The 25191-nt window shown below is 39.2% G+C and carries 25 protein-coding genes, 1 tRNA gene and 4 pseudogenes; 12 read left to right on the plus strand and 18 right to left on the minus strand.

Translation table 11 applies throughout. The features are described 5' to 3' along the window. Window positions 1–5: 5 nt before the first annotated feature. Window positions 6–392 (minus strand): START-like domain-containing protein, encoded by a 387-nt coding sequence (locus tag JCM17102_RS09150; protein WP_025074897.1) that lies wholly within the window; start codon window positions 390–392, stop codon window positions 6–8. Window positions 393–616: 224 nt separating this feature from the next. Between JCM17102_RS09150 and JCM17102_RS09155 the strand changes: the two genes are divergently transcribed. Next, window positions 617–689, plus strand: a tRNA-Met gene (locus tag JCM17102_RS09155). 387 nt (window positions 690–1076) lie between these two features. Here the strand turns inward: JCM17102_RS09155 and JCM17102_RS09160 are convergent. From JCM17102_RS09160 to JCM17102_RS09170, 3 genes are all read right to left on the minus strand, one after another. Continuing rightward, window positions 1077–1955, minus strand: a complete 879-nt coding sequence (locus tag JCM17102_RS09160; RefSeq protein ID WP_025074898.1) for an Rpn family recombination-promoting nuclease/putative transposase — start codon at window positions 1953–1955, stop codon at window positions 1077–1079. A gap of 81 nt (window positions 1956–2036) precedes the next feature. After that, window positions 2037–2354 carry a helix-turn-helix domain-containing protein gene (locus JCM17102_RS09165; protein WP_025074899.1) on the minus strand — a complete coding sequence of 106 codons (318 nt, stop codon included), beginning with the start codon at window positions 2352–2354 and terminating at the stop codon, window positions 2037–2039. Window positions 2355–2358: 4 nt separating this feature from the next. Then, window positions 2359–2703 (minus strand): type II toxin-antitoxin system RelE/ParE family toxin, encoded by a 345-nt coding sequence (locus tag JCM17102_RS09170; RefSeq protein ID WP_025074900.1) that lies wholly within the window; start codon window positions 2701–2703, stop codon window positions 2359–2361. A 529-nt stretch (window positions 2704–3232) separates the two neighbouring features. On the opposite strand from JCM17102_RS09170, the gene JCM17102_RS30890 reads away from it, so the two are divergent. From JCM17102_RS30890 to JCM17102_RS09225, 9 genes and pseudogenes are all read left to right on the plus strand, one after another. Next, window positions 3233–3397, plus strand: a complete 165-nt coding sequence (locus tag JCM17102_RS30890; RefSeq protein WP_004292428.1) for a hypothetical protein — start codon at window positions 3233–3235, stop codon at window positions 3395–3397. Between the two features lie 187 nt (window positions 3398–3584). After that, complete coding sequence (locus JCM17102_RS09190; protein ID WP_025074901.1) at window positions 3585–4622, plus strand: DUF3871 family protein; 1038 nt, start codon at window positions 3585–3587, stop codon at window positions 4620–4622. A gap of 96 nt (window positions 4623–4718) precedes the next feature. Further along, a complete protein-coding gene (locus JCM17102_RS30635) occupies window positions 4719–4871 on the plus strand; it encodes a hypothetical protein (protein WP_159106313.1) in 153 nt (50 codons plus the stop codon). Between the two features lie 28 nt (window positions 4872–4899). After that, complete coding sequence (locus tag JCM17102_RS09200) at window positions 4900–5181, plus strand: hypothetical protein (RefSeq protein WP_025074902.1); 282 nt, start codon at window positions 4900–4902, stop codon at window positions 5179–5181. Window positions 5182–5286: 105 nt separating this feature from the next. Continuing rightward, window positions 5287–6893: pseudogene (locus JCM17102_RS26940) on the plus strand (hypothetical protein). After that, window positions 6862–7854 carry a zinc-binding metallopeptidase family protein gene (locus tag JCM17102_RS09210; protein ID WP_025074903.1) on the plus strand — a complete coding sequence of 331 codons (993 nt, stop codon included), beginning with the start codon at window positions 6862–6864 and terminating at the stop codon, window positions 7852–7854. The pseudogene JCM17102_RS26940 and the gene JCM17102_RS09210 overlap by 32 nt, the downstream one beginning before the upstream one ends. Next, on the plus strand, window positions 7839–8192 hold the full coding sequence (locus JCM17102_RS09215; protein WP_022401803.1) for a hypothetical protein: 354 nt from the start codon (window positions 7839–7841) through the stop codon (window positions 8190–8192). Before JCM17102_RS09210 ends, JCM17102_RS09215 begins: the two co-directional genes overlap by 16 nt. 160 nt (window positions 8193–8352) lie before the next feature. Beyond that, entirely contained in the window at window positions 8353–9036 is a 684-nt protein-coding gene (locus JCM17102_RS09220; protein ID WP_022401802.1) for a recombinase family protein, read from the plus strand. 4 nt (window positions 9037–9040) lie between these two features. Beyond that, window positions 9041–9274 (plus strand): hypothetical protein, encoded by a 234-nt coding sequence (locus JCM17102_RS09225; protein WP_022401801.1) that lies wholly within the window; start codon window positions 9041–9043, stop codon window positions 9272–9274. A gap of 335 nt (window positions 9275–9609) precedes the next feature. On the opposite strand, the pseudogene tnpC reads toward JCM17102_RS09225, so the two are convergent. The 3 genes and pseudogenes from tnpC to tnpA all read right to left on the minus strand — a co-directional run bounded on the left by tnpC (window position 9610) and on the right by tnpA (window position 12058). After that, window positions 9610–11195, minus strand: a pseudogene (gene tnpC / locus JCM17102_RS26945) (IS66 family transposase). A gap of 80 nt (window positions 11196–11275) precedes the next feature. Next, window positions 11276–11641: an IS66 family insertion sequence element accessory protein TnpB gene (tnpB, locus tag JCM17102_RS29590; protein ID WP_004294670.1), complete on the minus strand. Its 366-nt coding sequence runs from the start codon at window positions 11639–11641 to the stop codon at window positions 11276–11278. Continuing rightward, a pseudogene (gene tnpA / locus JCM17102_RS26950) lies at window positions 11625–12058 on the minus strand (IS66 family insertion sequence element accessory protein TnpA). The gene tnpB and the pseudogene tnpA overlap by 17 nt, the downstream one beginning before the upstream one ends. Before the next feature lie 107 nt (window positions 12059–12165). Between tnpA and JCM17102_RS30300 the strand changes: the two are divergent. Next, window positions 12166–12602, plus strand: a pseudogene (locus tag JCM17102_RS30300) (recombinase family protein). 3 nt (window positions 12603–12605) lie between these two features. Continuing rightward, a complete protein-coding gene (locus JCM17102_RS32205; protein ID WP_139262176.1) occupies window positions 12606–12788 on the plus strand; it encodes a helix-turn-helix domain-containing protein in 183 nt (60 codons plus the stop codon). A gap of 223 nt (window positions 12789–13011) precedes the next feature. On the opposite strand, the gene JCM17102_RS09255 is transcribed toward JCM17102_RS32205, so the two are convergent. The 11 genes from JCM17102_RS09255 to JCM17102_RS09310 all read right to left on the minus strand — a co-directional run bounded on the left by JCM17102_RS09255 (window position 13012) and on the right by JCM17102_RS09310 (window position 24965). Continuing rightward, entirely contained in the window at window positions 13012–13665 is a 654-nt protein-coding gene (locus JCM17102_RS09255; RefSeq protein WP_004295192.1) for a WecB/TagA/CpsF family glycosyltransferase, read from the minus strand. A 1262-nt stretch (window positions 13666–14927) separates the two neighbouring features. Continuing rightward, window positions 14928–15407: an acyltransferase gene (locus JCM17102_RS26955; RefSeq protein ID WP_275564355.1), complete on the minus strand. Its 480-nt coding sequence runs from the start codon at window positions 15405–15407 to the stop codon at window positions 14928–14930. Between the two features lie 395 nt (window positions 15408–15802). Further along, window positions 15803–16546 carry a glycosyltransferase family 2 protein gene (locus JCM17102_RS26960; RefSeq protein WP_275564356.1) on the minus strand — a complete coding sequence of 248 codons (744 nt, stop codon included), beginning with the start codon at window positions 16544–16546 and terminating at the stop codon, window positions 15803–15805. A 40-nt stretch (window positions 16547–16586) separates the two neighbouring features. Further along, entirely contained in the window at window positions 16587–17309 is a 723-nt protein-coding gene (locus JCM17102_RS09275; protein WP_004295188.1) for a glycosyltransferase family 32 protein, read from the minus strand. After that, complete coding sequence (locus JCM17102_RS09280) at window positions 17306–18286, minus strand: glycosyltransferase family 2 protein (RefSeq protein WP_004295187.1); 981 nt, start codon at window positions 18284–18286, stop codon at window positions 17306–17308. Before JCM17102_RS09280 ends, JCM17102_RS09275 begins: the two co-directional genes overlap by 4 nt. A gap of 23 nt (window positions 18287–18309) precedes the next feature. Then, window positions 18310–18954, minus strand: a complete 645-nt coding sequence (locus JCM17102_RS09285; RefSeq protein ID WP_004295186.1) for a DUF1919 domain-containing protein — start codon at window positions 18952–18954, stop codon at window positions 18310–18312. Next, entirely contained in the window at window positions 18951–20486 is a 1536-nt protein-coding gene (locus tag JCM17102_RS09290; protein WP_004295185.1) for a polysaccharide biosynthesis protein, read from the minus strand. Before JCM17102_RS09290 ends, JCM17102_RS09285 begins: the two co-directional genes overlap by 4 nt. 2 nt (window positions 20487–20488) lie before the next feature. After that, window positions 20489–21541 carry a polysaccharide pyruvyl transferase family protein gene (locus JCM17102_RS09295; protein WP_004295184.1) on the minus strand — a complete coding sequence of 351 codons (1053 nt, stop codon included), beginning with the start codon at window positions 21539–21541 and terminating at the stop codon, window positions 20489–20491. After that, window positions 21538–22662 (minus strand): Coenzyme F420 hydrogenase/dehydrogenase, beta subunit C-terminal domain, encoded by a 1125-nt coding sequence (locus tag JCM17102_RS09300; RefSeq protein ID WP_017141482.1) that lies wholly within the window; start codon window positions 22660–22662, stop codon window positions 21538–21540. The genes JCM17102_RS09295 and JCM17102_RS09300 overlap by 4 nt, the downstream gene beginning before the upstream one ends. Window positions 22663–23052: 390 nt before the next feature. Next, window positions 23053–23595: a glycosyltransferase family 2 protein gene (locus JCM17102_RS31485; protein WP_275564357.1), complete on the minus strand. Its 543-nt coding sequence runs from the start codon at window positions 23593–23595 to the stop codon at window positions 23053–23055. Between the two features lie 11 nt (window positions 23596–23606). Continuing rightward, a complete protein-coding gene (locus JCM17102_RS09310; RefSeq protein ID WP_025074906.1) occupies window positions 23607–24965 on the minus strand; it encodes a hypothetical protein in 1359 nt (452 codons plus the stop codon). Between the last annotated feature and the right edge of the window lie 226 nt (window positions 24966–25191).

Genomic DNA, 25191 nt, shown 5'->3' on the forward strand with positions numbered 1-25191 from the left:
GTTAACTAAAATCCACATGTTCTTCGCAATTTAGTCACTTGCAACTCCCACAATTCTTTCATATCATTTACTTCATCCGGTTCAGCAAAATCAATTATTTCCAATACATAGTCACTTGTCAGTTCATTATAAGTCATCTTTATTTCGAAATAATTACGCTCGTTATCGTCGTCCAGCCAACGGAAACGGATAAAGGAAAAAGCACGAATTGCTATAATCTCGGCATTTCTTTGTTCCGTTTTCCCCCAATGAAACTCTACAACTTTGTCGTCGGATACCACTCTATCAGCAAACCAGTCCTCCAACCCGGTCGGTGTACTAATAGCTGTCCAAATAATATTTTTAGATGTTGCATTTAGCAAATACTCCAAATGAATTTTCTCTTTTTTCATAGCAATTTCAAATTGTATTGAGTGCGCCAAGATAAATACTTTTTTCTAAATACATAGTATAAATCAAGCACTTTATTTAAAACTTCTTTCATCTTTAACCCTCAAACTCCTTAATTAAAAGAGAAAGTAAGGTTTTGTCATATAGAAAAAACACAAAAAAGTACTCAATTGTTTTGGAGGTTATAAAAAAACAACTATCTTTGCACCCGCAATCGAGAAATGATGGCGGGATAGCTCAGCTGGTTAGAGCGCATGATTCATAATCATGAGGTCCCCGGTTCAATCCCGGTCCCGCTACGAAATAAATCATTGAAATTGAGACTGTTGAGAGGCTTCCACTCTTGGCGGTCTTTTTTATTTCGAATTCATGGGAACACGGCGGGAACACAAAAAATCACCTTTAAGCCCCATTTTATTTGCTGATAATCACAATCCATCTTGTTTCAATTTAGTAATACTAATAAAAAAGTATGTATATATAGCCACTATACAATTATCATTCTTAGATAAAAACTAGAGAATATATAAAATTTTAAGGCAGGGAACACAAACGGGAACACAAGTCTAATAACCCAAAGCAAAAATACTAAAACATGAACACTAAAAAAATCACTAATACATCGAAAAAGGGCAATGCATTTAATACCATGACATTGCCCCTTCAATAGATAAATATAGCAAATACTACAAACACTCAATTTCATCTTGAGACAATCCAGTAGCTTTTGAGATAATATCAATAGCAACTCCTAACTTCTTTAAATTACGAGCACTTTCTCTTTTTTCTTCTTCACGACCTTTAAGTAATCCTTCTGCCCTTCCTTCTTCACGTTCAGTATTGATATTATCACGAAGGATTACAATATTATCCAGATGACGATAATAGGCAGCAAGCTCATCCTTAGTCATGCTATCCAGTTTCAACCTTTCACGGGCCTCCTCAAGACCGGGAGCTGTAGCACTGGAAGGTATCTCTCCGGTATTCAGGTAGTAGATCCATTCTTCCAGGGGACTTTTGGCTACCTGATTGAAACCGTTTACTTTCAGGATATAATATTCAGGATATAGCTGACTTACCGTATCCACCTTGAATGTCTGCTTCTGGAATGGAGTGAGTTCAAGAAGATCGTTGGTGTGGATGCCTCTGAATTCTGTCTTCCCATGATAAACAAAATCAGTTCCATGTCCCAGAGAGAAATAGACAATATTGACGCTATATACCTTACGAACCTTGTCATAGCTTTCTCCCCTATTGATATACTCGGTCACCAGCTTGGAAGTGCCGAACAACATACGCTGGAAGTAGGCGTATTCATTATTGTTCTGTACCTCTATCAACACCAGTTCACCCTTGGAATTCTCGGCAAGCATATCGACACGGTTATACTTGTCATACTCATCCTCCTGATTGCTTTCACTTTCCAGGAGTCGCTGAATAATGATTTTCTCACCCAATAACGTAGTGAGCAGACCTTCAAGGACACTGAAATTGGCCTTGTTCCTGAGCAGACGTTTCATAGCCCAGTCAAAACGGATTATCTGATTTTTATTGTTGCTATTCATAATTGTCTAATATATTGGTTACTACAAAGGTAAACAAAAAGATTCAGAATACCAAAAGTGACACTATTCCCTTTTCACATATCACCAGAGAGCGACCTTTCCCAATGATCCTAAATCCAAATTGGCTGAATTTACTCCCATAGCTTTGAATGCTCTGATTATGGTTGAAAAAGTGACGCTCTTTCCACTTTCTATTTTTGAGATCTGCGCTCTTTTTACTCCCATCAACTCACCAAGCTGTTCCTGTGTCAGATTCCTGGCTTCTCTGGTTTGCTTGATTGCTTCACCAATTAGAAAATTATTGATGTCATCTTCATATTTGTTACGTACCGGAGTACCTTTTTCACCTATCACTTTATCCAACGCTTCTTCTTCCGTATAAAATTTCATTTCTTCCATATCTTCACTTTTTAGAATTGAAATATATCTTTCTTATCTCTTTGGCTTTTGCTATTTCTTTGGATGGGGTTTTCTGGGGCTTTTTGATTATACCATGAGTCGTTATGACCAGAGTTTCCTTGTCAGTGTCCCAGAAAGCGAATAACCTATATGAAATTCCATTGTATAAAGTTCTGAATTCCCATATATCATCCGCATCATCCAGTTTCTTGAAAAGCTCCTTGTCAATCACATACTTGCTTTTATTTATATTGTACATGATTTTAGCCTTCGCTTTTTCGTCAAGACTGTTTAAAAACCGGATAGTCTCTTCCGAATATATTATTTTGAATTTTGCTTTTGCTTCCATGCCTGTTGATTAACCTACTGCAAAAATAATGAATAGTTCCAATTTAGGAAACAAAAAAAACAATGAGAATATCAAAAGCAAACTGATTTTTAACTTATTCATGATAATTCTTTCTCATGTTCTCTCCATTTCCAAAGCCCTTAAACCCTTATATATGATAAAAAACTTGGAGCATTATTCAGCACTGCAATGAAGAGTGCGTCAGCTTCAAGCATTAATGATAAAAACAATTACCGGGTCACACTTATTTTCAGAAGATGGATAAGTTGGAGATTCGATGATGCGTAGCAATTTCAGTATGTGGACAAGACATAAAGTTCCCCACGAAAGAATGTATGCCGCATGATAGGCCAAGTAAATGCGAGGAGCTATTTACAACGGTTCAACTATCACAACCAGTCGAAAGACCGGTCTATTTTTTTCTTCTCCCCCTTCCTTGATTTCCCCTCAAAGCCTTATATATGAGAAAAGTATATAAGAGAAATTGAGAATAGAAATAACAATATTAATAACTTAAAATTTAAGAGACATGGGAAATTTAATTAAAGGATTGAAGGTCGCAGCTTATGTGGCCGAGATTATCGTGGCAGGTTCAGTAGTAATCGAGCTTGCGGAGAAGTATAGTGGCAAATTCGGAAAAAAGAAGATTGCCACGGGTGAAGTCAAGGCCGTTGATGCTGCGACTGAAAACTGATAGAACGTCTGATGAATGGATTATGACAAGAAAGCAGACGTGATAATAACGGTATTGGAGGTAGCAACTTCAATACTCAAAGGGATAAAGAAGCTAAGAGGTATATTCATAAAAGCAAAGAAATGACACCTCTTGGCTTTTTGTTTTTTCACCGCATTTTATTAACCGACTAAAAAATAACAAGAGTATGGAAACAATGACTAATGAACTTACTATCATTCCAAGAACAATCGGAATGGTAACAAGAATGATGGATGCAATTGGTGTCGAAGATGCTGTAATCGTATCTGAAGAAGAACAGAAAGAGCATCCTAATTTTATTGAGAGCAACACTTCGGGAATAACACTTGAAGAACTTGAAAGGAACTGTATTGTACCCAGCTTCGGAGACAACCAGCTAACAATCAGCCACCAGAAATTTATCCACCAGGTAGAAGATGCCGCAAGAATGTATTTTACCGGAGAGAACTTTGGAAACACGGAAATCAGAGTTTCACATAAGATTTTAGGCAGGGTTCCGGGAGCATTGACCAAAAGGAAGGAGGAACTTAAACCGGAGGACGAGACCATCTACTACCAGAGAATGGCCTTCTGTTTTCATATCCGTTCCATGAGCAGAATGATGAACGGAGAAGAAGTCAATTTATGTATCGGAGGTGTAAGAAGTCTGAATGAGGAAAACTTATACGCCCGAAAATCACCCGAGAAATTCAAGATCTTTATCGGGTGGAGGGTTCGTGTGTGTTCAAATCTGATGCTGACCAATGATGGCTTGACCGGACGACTGGAAGTGATGAGTGACACTGATATATACAGTTCAGCACTCAGACTGTTTCAGGATTTTAAACCGGAGCAAAATTTAAGACTTCTTGAAAACCTGGGAAGAACAAAGATTTCACAGGAACAGTTCTGTCAGATAATAGGAAGATTGAGATTATATCAAGCTTTACCCGCTTCACAACTTAAAGAATTGCCAAAGGTGATTTTAGGTGACTCCAATGTCAATGCAGCTACGAAAGGCTATATAGAGAATCCAAATTTCGGATTGTGTGGCAGAGAGAATATCACTTGTTGGGATTTGATGCAGCTTCTTAATGACGCCGCCAAACAATCCTACATAGACAAGTTCCTGGAGCGCAATCAGAACTGTACTGATTTTTCTGTAGGTATCCAGAGAGCTTTAAACGGTGAAGATACTGAGAATTACGGATGGTTTTTGAGTTAGACCTGAAAATAAATTAACTCACAAGGGAGAAAGAACTAAAATATAACAAACCGGTTCTTTCTCCCTTTTTGTTGAACCCTTTGACAGATATATGATATGGAAGTGAATGATATTATGACATACATAGACAGATTGCTGCAAGGCTGTTCTGATAAAAGATGTGCCGAGATTCTAAAGGAAGTAACGGAGGAATGTCAGTCACGTATAGATGAATGTAGGAAAGGTGCTTATTCCAAATCATTGCAATAGGAATAATATATAAACAATAATGAATATTATGGAAAGATACGAATTGGAAAACAGCAGGGAATTCAAGGCTGCAAAAGAACTTGAACATGCCCTGAACGACTATGGGTGGAATGAGAAAAGGTTCGCTATTGCAGTTACCACATTCCACAGGACCCTGCAACAGACCTTATTCAGAAGTATGGTTGAAGTGATTAAGATTATGGGAAGTGAAGATTACGGATATGACCTGAGAAACAAGGCTTCGCATGAGATTTGTAAGAAGATAGTGGAATCGGGAGTTCTGGAGGACGAGACGATACCATTCATCTGAAACGGTTGAGAGATACCAAGACTAATATTCCGGGGAGGGATATTTCCGATAAAAAGGAAGTATCCCTCCTTTTTTATTTACCGACAATTTAAAATTCAGAAGATTATGTTATACTATAATTTTTATGGTTATGAAGAATTCAAGGCCCGTTTCGGACTTGAAAAGAGAGAAAATGGTGTGGCGGTAAGAAAGAACAGGATATTGCTGGCCCACCTGAAAAATCCTGTACTACTGAAGTATTGCAGGGAACATGACGACTATGCCTGCTACATATATATGATATGGCTGCCCTGCAGAAAAGAGTGGTTGAAGCCGTTATCGGGTCGGGCAAGAATGATGAAGAATTACCGTATGAGGTGGAACTGATAGGCAAGACATACCATTCCGCCAAATATAGGACTGACGAAGCCAAAGGCCTGTGTGAGGATCTGGATAAAAGTTCGGTCCGCTATGTCAACATTGAACGTAACCGGGTTTTCAAGATGAGAGCCGGAAAGTTCATGAGGGAGCTTATACTTGAAACAGGGATAGGGAAACTACTCTCGCCTTGTGTCGTAAACTGGATTGCAGGGGATGTTTTCACCCAGCAATGGTGTACTTATACTCATGGGAAATCACCTGATATGGAACTTCATGTCAACAATGATTTTGGGAGAATCTATGATAGTAACTATTGTAAAGGGAGTTTCGGTTCATGCATGGTGGATGAGAACAGGACTTCGTTCTATCATGATTCGGTAAAAGCCAAGGCTGCATACATAATAGACAAGACGGGGCTGATTGTAGCCAGAGCCATTCTTTTTACCGATGTTACGGATCAAGACGGCAAGAAATGGAGGCTGCTTGAAAGACAGTATTCCTCGGAAGGTGATGATGTATTGAAACGGTTACTGATTGACAAGCTCATTCAGGAGGATTATATAGACGGTTATAAGATTGTGGGCGCGTCCTGTCATGAGGCGAACGCATTCGTGGACATTGACGGCAGTTCATTATCCGATAAAAAGTTTGAGATAGACTGTAATCTCGAATTGGAAGACACGCTTTCCTATCAGGATTCCTTCAAATGGTACAGTTACAGCCGGAACAAGGCCTATAACTACGAAAACTCCGGGACCTCATACAACCTTGATACAACAGACCTTAATCTTTATGGGGATGATGATGAAGATGATGGGGAATGGGATGCTTACCACCAATACTATTGCGATGATACAAGGCTCTGTTATCGGAATGGAATAGAAATCTGGGTGGATTCAGACAACCTGGATGATTTTGTATGGATAGAATCAAAACGGGAGTATCACCATGAGAACGATTGTGTATGCTGTGACAATTGTGGAGAGAACCTGCTGAAAGATAATGCGGAATACTCCGAGGTGACAGAAGAGCATTATTGCTGCAAGGAATGTATGGAGAAAGCGGAAAATGAGTTCAAGCGGAAGAACTGGTATTATTCCGAGTATGATGAAGCATGGTATGAGAACCTTGATGATATAACCCGGATCAATATCTGGAATGAATCGGAAGGTATCTATGAGGAGAAGTCCATTAGTATAGACACATTGGATGGATTGATTGAGAATGAAGATGTATGGGAGTTCGGTGAGGATGTATTTGATAAAGTAAATCCGAGCACCAACCTTCCATACGGTTATAAACTTAAAAAAGAGATGAGTCATGAATATGCAATTGTTGAAGAGGCTGTATAGTATCTACAGCCCGAGCGGAAAGGAACAGAAGATGGTGAAGTTCCTCTGTTCCTACATAAGACAACTTCCCGGAAACATATCCGTGTCAAAGGATAAATTCGGGAACCTGTATGTAGTAAAGGGAGAATCAGAAAGTTATCCCTGCCTGGTGAGCCATATCGACCAGGTTTCACACTGCAACCACTCAAAGGATTTCAAGGCGGTGGAGACCAGGGAAATCATATTCGGTTATTCGCCCAAGAACAGGAGGTTTGAGAATCTGGGAGCCGATGACAAGAACGGAGTGTTCATCTGCCTTGAATGCCTGAAGAAGTATGATGCTGTTAAAGTAGTGTTTTTCAGAGAGGAGGAGAACGGATGCAGGGGAAGTTCTGAAGCGGTGATGTCCTTCTTTGATGATGTGAGGTTCGTTATCCAGCCTGACAGAAAGGGTAATTCGGATCTGATTACAAGTATCGGATATTCTGACTTGTGTTCCGAAAAGTTTATAGAAGCCCTTGAACCTGAAAACTGGGGGTACAGGGAGGGGAACGGCTTGATGACCGATATCCTGACCTTGAAAGAAAACGGACTTGGGGTTTCCTGCATCAACGTCTCATGCGGTTACTACAATGCCCATTCTGACGAGGAGATAACAATAAAGAAAGACCTGCTGAAATGCCTGATGTTTATAGAACATGTCATAGAGGATTGTACCGGTGTATATCCTCATGTACTGACTGATTCATATTTCAGCCCCTATGAGCTTGAGGACGAGGTTTACGATATGCTGAACCATGACCCGACATTAACCCCTGAAGACCTTTATGACATGTATTCCACCAATTTTCCTCATTTCGGACTGGAGGATTATAGAAGGATATGTGAGGATTACCGGATGTTCTGGTGTGATGATGAAGAAGATATATATGAAGAAAAAAGTATGGACTTAAAAACTTTGGAAGTATGGAAAGAGACATGAATTACGATTTGGAACTGGCCAGGTATATCTGGTCAATCCTGAAATCCAATCCCCCGGTCCTTATGTCCTGGGGAGTTGAGATTGAGACTGTAAAAGTAATAACGTGTGGCATTGAATTCAAGGTCAACGGATTCAAGCACACCGGAAAAGTTCAGATAGTCTTGAATGAAGGTGCGGACCTGTTTGAAGTCTGTCTGATTGGTGAGGATGGAGGAATCAGGGACAAGAGGGAGGACATCTACCTTGACATGCTTGTTTCCGTGGTGGATGGACTTGTGGAGAAAACCGACGATTATGAAAAGAGGATTGCTGAAACATATAATATTATAAGGTATTAACAGTTCTCTGAGAAATCGGGAAATGTGACAACGGGCTTTCTGTGAGGGAGTAGATTTTATAGGGACTCGAAATCTCATGGAAAGCCTTTTTTATAAATCAGCTTAAAGGTTATTGAACGGTCGTTTAGTAACCGGGAAGAGCGTTAAATAAGTGTTAATTATGAAACGGAAAAATTATGTAGCCTATCTACGACAGTCCACGATGAAACAGGAAATCTCGGGACTTGGCGTGGAGGCACAGAGAGAAATAATACGGAATTACCTGAAGGACAGAAAAACGGTTGCTGAATATATTGAAACAGAGAGCGGCCGTAAATCTGACAGACCTAAACTTGCTGAAGCTTTGGAGTTATGCAGGAAAACAAATTCTGTCCTGATTGTTGCAAAACTGGATAGGCTGAGCAGAAATGTGGCCTTCACCAGCAAACTGTTGGAGAGTGATGTCGAGATCGTATTTTGTGATTTTCCGGAGGCCAATAAACTTGTACTACATATCATCAGTAGTATAGCAGAGTATGAGGCGGGATTGATCAGCCAAAGAACGAAACAATCCCTGAAAGCCAAGAAATCAAGAGGATATAAGCTTGGTAAATCTGAAAACCTATTGAACAAACTGAATCAAGCGGTAGAGAACAGCAACAAGACTAATCATCAGAAAGCCCTTGACAATCCCAATAACAAGAGAGCCATAGCATTACTGAAAAACTTGGTAAAAGAAGAGCGGAGCTTATCTGAAATGGCGAGAATTCTGAACAGTGAAGGATTTTTAACTTCCAAGGGATGTCAATTCAGAGCATCACAGGTGAGTATATTATTGAAAAGGTATAACTTAAAAGAGGATTGAAACTATGGAACCCAAGTATGTATTGATTCTAGACTTTTGTGTCGGTTGTCTGAATATCATAAAGCTGACGGACGAAGAATTAAGGGAATCAGAGGAATATGAGGACTTTGAATCTTTCCTTTCAACCATCGAGGAGAGATACGGATTCAGACTTAACAGTTGCCAATGGATGGTTACAGAAAATCTGGACATCCATTGCTATCAGAACGGGGAAGAGACAGGCCCCAATCTGTTATAGCCAAATAAGGAAGAGAAACTGAGGTAATGCTTGGTTTCTTTTTTTCTTTCTTCTGGAGTAGTTGGAAATGATGGTAGTAGAAGAAAAATATAATCAGGTTAAGTTGTTTTTCTATCTGTCATCCACCATATTCTTAACCGGATGAATAATATCGGCATGGCTTTATATTGTAAGCGACTGCTCAACTACATCTTGTGTATTCGATTTTTTATTGAGGTGCACTCCATTGTAAGTGCGTCTCGATTTTTTCATATGCCAACTTATCTCAGGGTTGTTATTGAGTGTCAATCTCGCTTTTTCCCGTTTTTTCCTGCATTTTCCCGGAACTGTCCCGATTATTTTCTCCATACATCCGGTAGCAGTTCCTTCAGGTCTCTGTCTGATTTGGGTGCCAGATAATAGGGGAGTTTACTGATCACATCATTCAGCCACTCTCTGGGGTTGACACCACGTTCCTTACATGAGCCAAGCAAGGAGCAGATTATAGCCGTATTCTCAGCAGCTTCGTGATTTCCGCAGAACAGCATGTTCTTTCTTGATATGACCAGTGGCCTCAGGGCATTCTCACAGCGGTTGTTGTCTATAAAGATTCTTCCGTCATGGAGATACGGTTTCATTCTTGGCAGCAGGGAGTAGGCATAGGCTACGGCTTTCCCTATAAGACTTCGTTTTAGAACTTTAGGGTATGTGTTTTTAAGCCAGAGTTCAAAGCTGTCAAGTATCGGCTCGGATAGACGTTGACGTAATTCAGCACGTTTTTCATACGGGAGTTCCTGTTTATCCGCCATGTATTCCACATTATACATATCCTGGATAAATTTGAGTCCCTGCATGGCATATTCCGGATTTTCTTCCTTGCACAGCTCTATATGCCTGCGGATATGTGCGAGACAGCCACACAGGCACACGTCCTCTCTATCCTCAAAGGCGTCATAAATAGGATGGCCGTCACTTTGGAGATATCCTTTGAAGTTTTTCAAAAGCCTGACCGCAACTTTTTGTGAACGCGATCCGTTGTCGTAATGGAAGAAGAGCAGACGCGGCACAGCCGCTCGGACTATCCAGATGTATTCTTTTGCGGCTTTATGCCTCTCATGGTTTATAACCGGAAGCGTGGTCTCGTCAACCTGGAGGTAATCTGCGGCCAGTACTTTCTTCCTGAGTTCCAGATAAAGTGGTCTGAGAAGTTCGCAGACCGGTCTGAACCAGCCGTCCAATGTGTTTCTGGACAGTTTCACACCCAGATGTTCCAGCTGTTTCACTTGTCGGTAGAACGGGACATGATATTCGTACTTCTGTAAAAGGACCTCAGCGAGCATGGAAGCCCCGGGCATGCCTTTATATATGGGCATCAGTGGCATGGGAGCGGTTATTACAGCCTTTTCTCCGTTGTCAACGGCCTCCATTTCATTTTTCAGGGCATATGTGGGACGTACCGTGTCTTTCACATAGAGGTAGCCGGGTTTCATCTCAAGGGTCCTGGTATGTTCCTCGCCTATCTTGACGTATCTGCTTAAATCGACATTCTCCGGTTCGATGACGACTGTTACAACCGGAAGGTTATTCATGACGACCCGGTTACGGCGTGGCGTTTTATTGGCGGCCCGGGACTTGGGGACGGTAATCTGTTCAGCCGCCCTGCTCCGGGCCTCTTCGATTTCCGCCTCTATCTGTTCCAGGTCGCCATAGTCAAAAGGGAGCTTCGGGTCTCCGTTATCGACAGGCTTGCATTTCTCACTCATCTTTCCGAACACCTTCCTCTTCAGCCATGCCAGGGAGCGTTCAGCTCAACTATCGTACCCCGGAGCTCTTCTATGGTCCTTGCCTGGGCCGAGATGATCTCACTCTGTTTACGGTTGATATCCAGCAGCTGTTCCATTGAGGATTCCACAGCTTGTCCGGTTGCATCTTCTTTTGCCATTCAATATCCTTTTTTGATGATATAAAGATAGCGAAAAGCTATAAGAAAAACAAGCCTTCAAGCTGTTTGTTTACAACTGTTTACCAATGCTTTTTCAAATTGGAAAGCCGTCTTTGCCTGCCTTTGCTGACATCTTCATTGATGCCTTCCACCATAACGACCAGGTCACTCCAGGTCATGGGGTAAGAACGGGTGGCAGGATCATAGGCGGGTATCTTGAAGGTGCCTTCTTCAAGCAGTTTCTCGTAAAGGACCAGACCGCCCGGTTCGGCATGGAGCAATTTTATCTTGGTCCGGAAACGGTTGTAGAAAATGAATACGTCCCCACTTCTGATGTCGCCTCCCATCCTCTCATGCACAAGGCCGCAAAGAGTGAACATACCTTTCCTCATGTCCGTATAACCGGGGCATAGGAAATATCTCATGCTGTCATTTAGGCAGAACATTGGCATTATATATTTTAGAGATCAGATTCAGGGCAGCTTCACAGCCGGAAGACCCTTTAAACTTCAACTTCAATCCGTTGGGTAATTCCAAGGATATTTCAGAGCTGTCCTTTCCTTTCAAGGGAAAGGGGACGCTAGGCTGGGGAGATGGCAGGGGAGTCTCGTGAGATATACCGGGGGATGGCGTGTCGCCATTGATTACTATGGGGACAAAGCTGTCTTTAACCCCTAAGCGGGAGCTTCTGCCAATAACTCCCGCTCCGTTATACCGTATTTTTGTTTCCAAAGATAGAATCTACTACGGCTATAACCTTCATTCTCACAAAAATCAGCAATGGACAAACCACTCTGCTGCTGACGGAAAAGAACGGAGATAAATTTTTCTCTGCTCATCATGTGTTTACGTCGCTGCATCATAGGATATTATTTTTTTGTAGCAAAAGTAAGGAGGGAAAATGAACTGTAGAAGATGTACTTACTTAGGCGCTTACCCTAATTTGAGCGTTTACCAAAGTATAATTGACATGGAAAATAGCAGGGTGGTGATTTATGCCAGAGTAAGTTCCACTACCGACAGACAATCCACGGAGCGTCAGGTATCGGACTTGAGGATGCTGGCTGAATCGAGAAAATATACGAGGAGAAAATATCAGGAACAAAGAAAAATTCAGAAAGAGCAGTTCTTACAGAGTGTCTTGAATACTGTTTCTCCGAGGGTATAGGAACACTACTTATCAGCGAACTCTCCAGACTGAGTAGAAACGTTGATGAGGTGCTTAAGAATGTGATGCTGTGTAAGGAGAGAGGGCTGAACGTCCATTTCCAGAAAGAGAACCTGAGCATATTCGACTCCACGGGTAGGGAGCATCCATTCCTTACTATCTTCATCGCTATTCTCGGTACTGTAGCCGCGATGGAGAGGGAGAATATCAGCTTCCATCTTCAATCGGGTAAAGCATAATATATAGCTAAGGGAGGCAAGGTAGGCAGAAAAACCGGATATCGTAAACCGGAGGAGGACAAGCGCAAGCAATATGCCAGTGTACTCAGGTTACTCGGCAAGGGTTATCCGATGAAGATGATAGCCGGTACCGAGGGAGTGAGTGTAAGTACGGTCCAGAGGTTGAAGAAGGAATTTGGGCTGTAGAGGTAAAGGAGACTGTGACGGCCTCCCTTTAGTTTTTTCTTTTTTTGCTCTATAAAGAATACCCCGAAAGCTACATAAATGTACATCAAATCAAAAGACGGATAACAATCTTTCATTATACCTTCCAAAGTCTAATTCTCTAGAAAACAACAAAGAGGAGCTTCCTAATTCTACGCCTAGACAGAAAGCCCTTCCTGCAATTAAATGAAATCTAAACAAGCTCTTAACGAATTTTATTTTTTATAAAATAAAAAGGAAACAAGAATGTGGCTTTCAAGTAACGTTTCCTTGTATGTTTTTCCTTGTAAAAACGGTACAAAAATCTAAAATTGAATCTATCCATCCATTGAGGATAATATTGGATACTTTTTATACTCAATTGTGAAAAGAAACCTCCGCATGTAAATCCAATACCTTGATAACCATTCTCTTTCAACTGCAATAAAAAATGTTCTTGTAAGGGTACTCCCATTCCGGCAATTACATAGTCAGGATTAAGATGGAGAATTTTTTTACATTCTTCTTGTATTTCTTCTTTCGACGAAAAATACCCGTCCCTATAGCCTGCTATTCGCATTTTAGGATATTGTTCTAATAAGATGCTCACCGCTTTCTCTATCTGTTCTTGCTGTGCACCTACCAAATATACAGTTTTTTTCTCAGATAAGATATGTCGAAACAGCAAATCGGCAATAGAGGTCATATCAAAACTTCGTCGTTTGATTTTTTTATTATATAATAGCCTGATGGCGGTAGCCAGGATAGAGCCATCAACCATTACCGCATCAAAACGGGTGAACAAGCTTTCATCCTTTAATGCTGTCAGATAAGAGACAGGATTTAGAAATGTATATATCTTTCCACGACTTACCAACATATCTTCTGTCAACTGTTTATTTGTGAGAAGTATTGATTTTATTAATGGGGAATAATTCCTAATTTTTGTCTTCATCTTTAACTGTCACAATCTATATCATTTTATTCGTGCATATAAGTATTCTCCATACAAGAACCAAGATATATTCAAAAAACAATTAGGTAAAAATGTTTCGCATATTCCATAGACCGAATACATAATTAAAATGGCCACTTCTATCATTCTATTGTTATCATACATATACTTGATTACAGCCTTATTAACAAATACCCATAAAACAAAAAATAACGCTCCCTCACAAATTAGCATATCGAGATAAGCAGAATCCAAAACGTAATAATCATCACTATTACCACTCTCATAGATAGGTTGTCCAAACAATTTTATGTCATATAGGTTTAAAAAATAATTACCTTGATATATTCTGCCTTGTACCAATTTATCCAACCATATCAGAATGAGACTGTCTCCATATTTAAATGCCGAGAGCCAAGATACTCCTGCGCATATTGCCGGTGATAATATACAACTGTATCTAACAAATTTCAGACGACTGATATATTCACTTCTCAATATTATAAGCGAAAACACAAGAACCAACATGGATACGAACCCCGTCCTTGCACCTGCATATAAATACATCAAATAACTGGAAATCAAAATGCACAATATATGCCGAAAAAAGAGATTGTTTTTTTTAATTAAAAGGTATAGACAAGTTACAGCCGTAAAAGATACATATAGAATATTACTACGTTTCATTATCGTTCTCCATTCCCCGTTTATGAATCGAATTACTTCTCCTCCATGCCTGCTCAGATAACAAGCAATAAATAGAAATATTAATCCAACTATGAAAGATATCTTATAGACATTTCGGTTCATGTCAACGTCTTTCATTAAAATCAACATGGCAACAGAAAACAAGAAACCTTGCTTTTCACAAGTAAATACAAGAATTACAGAATAGACCAATAATAAAGCAAATAACCGGGCAAAGTTTTTGCTATATCTCCTTTTTTGTGCGACAAATAGTATAAAAAAAACAAAACATATTGCCCCTGCCATCATTAACAACCTACTTTCTGCTGTTATATTAAGCAGTTTAATAGCCAATAGAGGTAAAAAGAATGCCAAAAAGCCAATTTCATTTATAGATAACCTCATTTTTTATAAGTCCAAAAACAATTCTTATGACCTTGACACTTTCCATGTGTTTTTACTCAAAGATAATATGCCTATTGGAAATCTGAATAAGCCGTTTATAAGTTCTCATCATAATGAACTATATCATCCGACATATCCCTCCAAATTCCGGCTTTTATTAATTTAGCTGGCCTTCCTGCATACAATCCTCTTTCATTATTTGAATAGTCCTTATTTAGAATGGAGCCTAAGGCACAAACGCTATATGATGGGAATTTTGTTCCCGGAAGTACTACACACTGCGATGATATCCAAGTATTTCCACCGATATCTACCATATCATATCCTTTCCCCTTCCAAGTACCATCTTCGTTTTTTAATCGGTGCAAATTAGAATCCATTATAGTGACATTCCACCCGAATCTGGTTTTCTCTCCAATGCTTATCCGGTAATGACAGTCTATTTTTAGAGAGGAAGCATTACATACATTATCTCCAAATTCCAATATAGCCTTGGGATGTGCTATTTTTATTACAGAGCCCGGACCTACAGTAAATTTTCCATGGAAATTACTGTTCCAGCCTCGTTCATCCAAACAAATCCATGCCCGTTACTTAGTCCTCCATTGAATAATCCCAAGCGAATCATTCTGAAATAGATTTGCGGAGCATCTATAATAATTTTTCCTTTCAACGACCAAAAGTGGGGTGAATATAGTATGATGGGCAATTTTATGGCTTGCCTGATAGGCAAGTAATGAAAATTAAAATATAAAGAATATGGTAAAGACTTTAACATAGACCATATCCTCTTAAATCGGTATAGGGTCATTTCGATGATTTTAAACCATGTTTATAAATCAAGGCTATTGCTTTCCGCTTCCATCTTGCAACCAAACGTTTCCATAATGGCCCATATAATCCTCCCCATATTCTATTGAAATACCGATAAAACGACGCCAGTACATAAGCTTTCCGTAAATTCAAATCTTTAGAATACAGTTGCAGGATCTTGTTTTACGTAAAAATCCTCTACAATTATGGTGGCTTCATATTGATGAACTAGACTATGAATATCTTGTGTTGCAACAAGCGACATCGTATTATAAGTAATATGATGGTACAAGGGCACATCTATACTGATAATATTTTGAACATGGAATAGGTATTTGATACAGAATACATAATCTTCGGCTACGTTGTAGCCTACCGGAAAAAGAATAGAATTCTCAGTTGCAATTGACCGTCGAAAGAAAAATCGCCAAACAGCTCCCCAATTATTACCTATTACATCTTTTAGACACTCCTTTACCGATTTATATTTATAATGATACACCGTTGCACAACGAGATATACCTTCATAATAGAATCCAAAGGAAACGATGTCCGCTTTGGAAGAACAAGCCGTTTCGTATAACAACCGTATTGCATCCGGCTCTATCCAATCGTCACTATCTACATACCATATATATTCTCCCTTGGCTTCTACCAATAAACGATTCCGTGCAATAGAAACACCCGAGTTCTGCTGTGCGGAAATGATTCTTACCTGCTCCCATCTGTCAGGATGTTTTTCCAAGCATTGATGTATCAAGGAAACACTTGCATCGGGCGAACAATCATCATAAAAGATAAATTCCACATCATCAAATGCTTGGCTAAATAAAGACTCTACACATTGATTTATGAATTTCTCGCATTTATATACAGGAACTAAAATGGAAACTTTAATCATATTATTTATGTACAGATTTGAGAATAGCATGATATGATATTCATTTCTTCAAGAGAGATTTCAGGAAAGGATACTTTGCCGATAATGGCAACCATAACCATAGTAACATTTTCTTCCATATTGATTGCCAAGTTCCGGCGAAATGGTGAATACAATACGTGTTTTGGGTAATTGATATTTTCTTGGTTATATAATTTTTGGGACTAAAATAATCGGGTGGAAGAACACAAACATATTCTTGTGAATTTACAAATTCAGATACTTCATGAATAAACTGTAAGGTGTAAAATCTATCAATTACTTTTGTTAAGATGGAAGGAAGTACGGCGGTTTGTTCTGTTCCATTGTCACCAATAAAATTGCGGTTATCATAATAACTCAGGCATTTCATTATCCATGGCGTTCCCTTTTCAGCTCCCATAATCGCGGCTTCTATTCCTTGTGGGCTGTTTTCCTTGCATACAAAATAAGGCAAATACAACAAATCATCAAATGGCTTCACGAGTTCCACATCACAATCAAGATATATCCCCCCTTCTGTAACCAGTGCATAGAGCCGAATATAATCGGTTGCAAAAGCATATTTCTTCTGTTCAAAAGCTTGTCTGACCCAAATGCTCTTTTGTAAAGGGAAACGTTCTAAATTCCACTCGATGAACTCATAGTCAGGAAGATATTTTCTCCAACTTTCTGTGCAATGCAGGAACTTATCCGGCATGGCATTCTTACTTAACCAACAATAATGAATTTTTTTTGGAATCATATATCTTCTAGTTTTGAGAGCTTATTTTTATTGGGAAATATACGTTTCAATTTATTATATATTCTGTAAGCAATGTCTTTATATCCCAAAGCCGAAAAAATAATAAAAGATTTCATTTTTATGCTAATCGGAGAACATAAAAAGAGGATAATCTTGTTTCTATATTTTTCTTTATATTCAGAAGCGGAAAATAAATTGTCTGCAAAGAATTCATAAGCAGTGGCAGACAAACACGCATTATATAGTTTTGGACTTGTTTGATATAAGTCATCTTTATAGTAGTTAAATCTAGTTGTTCTTACTGCTACAATGTCTTTTTTTTCTCTTCTTGTTAATGAATTCAAATTAGAATATAGATTATAATGATAATAGGCTTGCGGTAAATAAGAAATTGTTTTCATTTGACATATTAATCGTATAAGTACACAATTATCCTCTCCATATTTTAACTCTTGAGGGAAATAAATTCCATGGTTTCTATAGCAGGATAAACGTATAAGCCGATTGCACAAAGACACTCTTTGTTTATAATAAACCAATAAGTCGAATAATATGGATCTATTACTTAAACCTGACGGTTGCTGATTTTCGTATTTCGTTTTATCCTTATATTCTAAATAAAAATCGCAAAACACCATATCTGCATTATCCTTTTGGGCTCTTTTATACAGCTTTTCCAGCATATCCGGTTCTATCCAATCATCCGGATCAACATGAATGGTATATTCCCCAAATGCATTATCTATTCCACATTGACGTGCAGAACTTACCCCACCGTTTTCCTTATGAAATACTCGGATACGCGCATCCTTTTTTGCATACTCATCGCATATCCTGCCGGAATTATCGGGGCTGCCATCATCAATAAGTAATATCTCAAAGTCCCTAAAAGTTTGATTAAGCAGACTTTGCATGCAATAGTGGAAATAGGCTTCCGCTCTGTAAACTGCTACAATAATGGTAATCGGGGGAGGCATAATTGGAACGTATTTATTAAATGTTATATTTTTCCTCTTTTTAGAAATCTCATCCAGTTGAATTGATCATAAATCCGCAATGGAAGTATCTTACGAAAATAATACAGACCAGTCACCCCATCCTGATTCTCATAGCCTTTTATATAATAAGCACATTTGATTTGCGGATATGCCTTATGGGTCAAAGCCACTTTATTCTTGTAAGGCAAATGGTCAAACCGTTCCAGATCTTTTATGGTACAACCGTCAGTTTCCACAAAAATAAAGAACATCCGTTCCCGGTTGATACGGTTTTCTCTTCTTCTCCAGATTTCCTTGGCCTCTTCCAACGTATTGTAATGGATAAGGTGCAAACACACTTTATTTCCCAATAATGCTACCGGATATGGGAGACTGGTATCTATTGCTTCAATATCCGCATTAATATAGTGCTCCAGATTGGATATGTAATTGACATAATCAGCCGGAGGTATCATCAAGTTCACCGTCGGACTGTTAAACGGCAGCCTAAAATCTGACGCGACAAATGCTCCTATGCAATTGTTGCAAAAGATGGAAATTTCCTTGTCCACTCTTCCAGCCAATAGCTGGCAGCTGTCGAGTATCAATTGACGTATTTTTTGTTTGGCGCGATTCACATAATGTGAAAACATTTGATCAGAAATCATGTTTTGTGTCTGGTTATTATTAGAAATCGGTAGAACAAGTTTCTGAACTCTTTGCAGAACACAGCAAACAGGATAAAGAAAACCAAAATACTATATACGAATAATAATATACTATTGTATATCCATTCTGTAAAACTATAATAAGGGGGCATAAGGTGCTTTGTCGTGATTTGGCAAATGCCAGCTGATAACAGAATCAGAAATATCACCTTGCCCATAAGTTGAATGTGGCGCTTTATCGGAATTTGAAATCCACGACTGTATAAAAAATAAGGTTTCCAACATATGAGGAACAATAATCCAGCTACTCTGCCGGCAAGAATACCGGGTAGCCCCCAGTAGTATCCCAATAAAATGGAAAAGGACAAGTGTAACGCCCCCTCTACGACAGGTGAAAAAACATCCTGAAATAATCCGTATGCAGACAAGAACGATTCAAAGCTGTTTGCCAAAGACAAAAATGTACTCAGTATCAATATATAAAAAGAAACAGAATCCAACACATATTCATTGCCGAGCCATAACGAGATAAATGGAGTGACTTGTTGTAATAAACAAAAACAAATGACAGCTGACAGCCAATACCGGGCAGTAATGTATTCTGCAAAAAAAGCATGTACCTGCCTGGGGTGTTTTTCTGCTACCAGATTTCCAATGCCGGCTCTCATGCTTTCGAACAAAGCAGAAAACAAGATTGTTATATTTGAAATAATTGCGAGATAGTTTCCGTAAACTGCAACCATTGTCAATGATAAACATGCATAAGTTACTAAAGGTATGGTTTGATTGACAATATAGGAGGAGACTTTATGGAAAAACAATTGTTTGGTTTTCCGGGTAACTTCACTATATTTTCGAAATAGGAATTTCCCTTTGGTCAAATCTGTATGAAGCCACGGATAACTTCGCTTAACTGTCCGGTGTAGAGATAAACAAGAAATTAAAGTCCTGCCTAATTCGACAACAAGCCAAAAGAAATATCCATAATGCAGATATTTTATACCTACAATCTGGATAATAACACCTAAAGCTTCCCAGCCTTTTATATTATAGGTTATTTTATATATTTGCTGGTCTGCACTTAATAAAATTTGTGCGTAATTAATGATATACCCGAGTATCGCCCCTATTAACAAGACCCCGAATGAGCCATAGGCATACCACAATGGCAGTTTCATCTGTGAGAATATCCATGGGAAAAACGACATTAACACTATGCTTCCGACCAGTATGACATATGTCACACGCTTGTATAACCATCCTTGTAAAGAAACTATTTCATTTACCGTTTTACAGTCGGATTGAGCTAATGGGATATAAAGAAAATAAGAAACTGCACTTCCTATTCCTAACTCTGTCAGATTTAATAAATTTAGAAGACTGGTCAGAGCAGTGTTTAGCCCCAGTACTTCTATACCAATGTGGTCGATAAACACCTTTCGCGAGAAGAAACGAAGAACAAGTATTAAAATAGAGAAACATAAGGAAACACGTATATTCCTTATGCTCTGTTTGGTGCGATTGACGAACATTATCAGGATAGTATATTATCTCTTAAATATTCCATAGATTTATTGCGCAGTTCTGCAAGGTTCTGTCGTATGGTGGTATAGTCTATTTGCATGGCAATGGGAGAAAAATCCTTATCTGCCAGCATCTGTTTGCCATTGACAAGTGACAAGAGATTCACATAACGTTCGTCTAATGAATCGTAAGACCGAATGGCGTACAAAGGCTTCTCGAAAATCAGGGCTAAAGCAACTCCATGAAATGAATTGGTGATAACATATCGGGCAGATTTGAAATAGGATAGGAATGTTTCCGGACTGACGATATTGGCAGATAAGTCTGTAACTTCGTACTTTAACAATTGTGCCAATTGGTGGGCTTTTCTTAAAATATCCCGATTTATTTCTTCACTATTCCTAAACCTCATCAAGTAAACTACCACTGACATCCTTTTTTCCTCTACACTTCCAAAACCATTCCAGTAATCAAACGGCAACAATAGTGTGGGATCCAGCACCGTTTCACCTTTTACCCCCACCATATCATATATCAGCTTGCCAATTATTTCCTCCCGGAAAGACAGAGAGGAAAAAGCCTCAAGGCAATGTCTTATTAGCGTTTCTCCCATTTGATATAATGAATCTTGGGTAGAACTGATGGCATAACCTACTACTCTGCTATGGAAGGGGCGGATAAATTGTCCCCAATAAACTTTATCCGTCTCTTTTGTGCAATGAAGGCTCCATAACTGATCGCTTCCTATAACGTAGCAATCAAATGGCGGAATAGTGTCTTTATCACATTTCTTTGTCGTATGCAGATATTTTTTGCGATAACGGTGATAATATATGGCGCGTAATATTGTATCTCGTATATAACGGAAGTGCAAATGTACAACCATCGAAAAAAAACATTTCCAATTGAATACCTTATAATACAGATTTTCTATATAAGGCTGTCTGTAATCTATCACCCATACCTCATGCTCCATCTGCGCCAATGTTTGCTGTAAGGCATAACATTGCAGGACAGCCCCATAACTATGTGCACGATGAAATGTCAATATCCCTATTCTCATGAAATGCCATATTTAATAAGATTGGTTATTCTCACAATTTTTTTTATAATTTTCAAAACAAGCATGACTAAAACAATTCCACCGGAACGATAGCTCCATTCCAGAAGTAGGTGATAGTGGGGAATAAATGTTGGATGTATCAAATTGGGTTGTAGACATTCCTCTATCCCTACCAGTTGGAATTGCACGCTGTCTTTAATTTCATCAAATAGCTTTTTGCCTTTTAGAGTGTTGCATAATAGCAATGAACATCCTTTATTGTCTGCTCCCATCAATGGATGGTTTCTTTCTATTCCCCAAAAATCCCCAATGGTTATGTCTGAAGGACGTTTTAGACAGGCAAAAGGACAAATACCACATGAGGGACGCAACAAACTGTCTTGATAAATGGAAAAATAGGGATAAATGGTATATCCGTCATTGAAACAAAAAGATTCCCGGTGGGAATGCCATCCGAAACTCTTATCCCTAAAATTGACGGATATAATTCGTTTCTTGTATTTGCCTTCCAAATACCTCAAATAATCTCTCCACATATAGGGACTGGCCACTCCATGACACACCAGATCAATCAAGTACAATTTTTTTCGTAATGCACTGTTCACGTAGAAATAAAGTCCTGAAGTTTGGCATGGCGTTCCCGAAAAGAGAACTTCCTTTCCGTTAAGCAAATCTGTTTTTATTTGCTGAAACAAGTTTCCCGGATGGCTTTGTACGTATTTACTGCCTCTGAATTCATCACGTCCCTTTTTCGTGACAGAACGTTTATGCACTACTTCAAAGCTGTCTGTGTAACCGGCTCCATAAACCACTCCCTTATGTTCGAGTATCCAATTGGATATGGCAATGAAGGCGGCACCACTTTGACTGCTTCTTAATTGATTCATATCCTTATGCCTTACAGCATAAGGATATGGCTGTGGTAAAGAATCATTCAGATTACAGACATGATTAAATGGACAAACAGAATCACATATTCCACACTCTGTACAACGTGCGGAATCTATAACGGGATAAAGAAAACCCAAATTATCCGGTTTCATCTGAATAGCCTGATAGGGACAGATGTTTGCACAAGCCGTACAGCCACTGCATTGTTTTTTATCTCTTGAGTTTATCATGAATAAAATGGTAACAAGCAGCTATAAGTTTCTTTATCGCTAACAACGATGAATGTGATGACAGCCAATGATCAAGATATATTTTTCTATAAATGTTACGTATTTGGCCTATATATACTTTCTTCTTTGCTTCAGGCAAATGGGGTATTTCTTTTAATGTTTGTATCAGCACATATTCAAAGTCTTTGTATTTGTTCAATAATTCATCATGCGTTTTGTATTTCCCCCGTGAATGTGAATCTTCCCGAACAGTCACATTATATAGGTATTCCTTTATGGTCAGACATTTATAACCATATAGTAGGGGAAGAAGTAATTGCCAGTTTTGACCTGCATGTTTTGCGGTGCTTATGTTTCTGTTTCTGACTGTCTTATCCAATATACTGGTTTTTACCATGTACCTCCCGACAAGTACCAAAAACCATTTCTCCCAAAAATGCAATCTTCGAATAAATCTTCTTTATCAAGGTTTGCGATGCGAGATTCTGTATAAGCATTTCCTGATTGGTTAACATAGGTGGGAAGACACCGAATCATACTAACACTTTCATCACTACCTTCCAGCTTGGATACTAGTTTTGAAATAGCATTTGGAGCGGCATAATAATCATCGCTATCTGGCCATAACAGATATTTACCTTTAATCAGTTTCAATCCTTTGTTAATAGCTCCGGACTGACCGGCATGTGCCTGGTATATATAGCCCAAAGAATATCCTTTCTGCTCGAAAAAAGGGATATATGCCTGAATAATTTGCTTGGTATTGTCAGTCGAGCCGTCATTGATGGCATACATCTCAATAGAAGGATAGTCTTGTAACAAAATAGAGTCCAACAATACATGCAAGAAGCTGCCGGAATTGTAACATGGAGTAAGAATACTTACTAAAGGAAATTTTATTGCTGATTTGTTATTGGTTTTTTTCCTTAACAAGACTTTTTTGCTTATTTAATATATTTGACGGTAATTCTTGCACAGCGATTCAACTTGGCCTTTAGTCCACGGGTGCTTTGATCATCTACACATCCGATAGGGTCGGAAAGCACATTGATGGAGAAGTCTCCTTGTTTCAATTCACCAAACTTACCGCTTTCTCTGAGCCATTTGATGGCTGAAAGAGCACGATAATGGGAAAGTGTTCGGTTACGATTCAATCCTACTACCTCTGCGTTTTTACCGATATAGTTGTCCTGACTGGTGGCAAGTCCTTCGGCTTGCACGTGCAGAATCCGGCTGTTCTCAAGAATATCCTTGATGGCATCTACTGACTGCTTGTCACTAAATTGGCTGATGTATCCTTCGTTACCGGTCAATGCGGCATATACGTCAGCAAAGCTATATAGTACGGTGCCTTCTCCCAGCGGCATGTTTTCGCGTACCGTGGTTAGTCCAGCATGAGCATTCAGTGAATAAGAGGCGGTTTCGTTGTAGTTGTCACGGCTTAGCAGTGTTTGGGTACGTGTTTCGTTGTCAATTCGGTAGCCCCAGACTTTATCAGCCTCGTAGATGGGAGCATAATAGTAGTCTGCTACGTCCTCGAAGCGTTGCATATTATCAGCATCCATATTCAATGACAAAGGTTGTCTGGACATTTCGTAGCCACGTGCTACGTTGGTAGGATTTTCTGTAAAGGTAGCCTTTTCGGTAGGAATATCCTCTGTTTTAAGCGAACGCAGAGAAGTCCCGGCCTTCAAACGTGATGCTACAACAGAACTGTTTTTGAATCTTTTCTGTGTGAAAATACCTCCTGCAAGATAGTCCATAGTGTGTACGTCGGCATCGGCTACGACAGGAGCATCATTACGTCCGGAATAATTGTTCGGATAAAAGATATAGAAAGTAAACGTACTGTATTCCGGACAATTTTGTACCACTACCGGGGCAGGCATACTGATGATGTAGTTGATGTTGTCGCCCTGAATGCAGCGTTCCCAACCACGTTTCCTAATATAATAGGTGGCTCCTATGTTCAGACCGAGATGGTAATCCCATCGATGACCGGCTATGGGTGAGAGATCGTAATGGGTTTCGTAGAATCTTCCGCGCAGTTTTACATCAAGTGACCACGCTTTGTTACGATTGAAGAAACGACTGTATTGTAATTCAACGTTGCCGTACCATTCATGCTTAGGACCACCATAAGGTTTACCCCAAGAGAGATTCTTGAGTTCCTTGTCGCAATGCTTTACGGCACCTATACCTAAAGATAGTGAAACTCGCTCACATACGGATGGTTTTGGAGAAAATAATGCAAAGTGTTTGAGACCGAAAGGGATATGTGGTTTTGTACCAGATTCTTCCATTTATGGCTTTTAACCATTTTTTGGGGGAGTTAGGATAACGAATCGCTACCTATCCGTTGCCTTTTTTCAGGATTGAAAAAGAGGTTTGGAAATTGCTCCCGTATCTCGTCCTATATCCTGTTTACCATAGTAAAGAACGCAGTTTTTGCTATGTCTGTTGATGCAAACTTAGTCATATTTTTCCGTATTAGAAAAAAATATAGGCTTTGTTTACAAGCCAAGGAAT

The sequence above is a fragment of the Bacteroides faecichinchillae JCM 17102 genome (assembly GCF_000614145.1).
GTDB lineage: Bacteria > Bacteroidota > Bacteroidia > Bacteroidales > Bacteroidaceae > Bacteroides > Bacteroides faecichinchillae.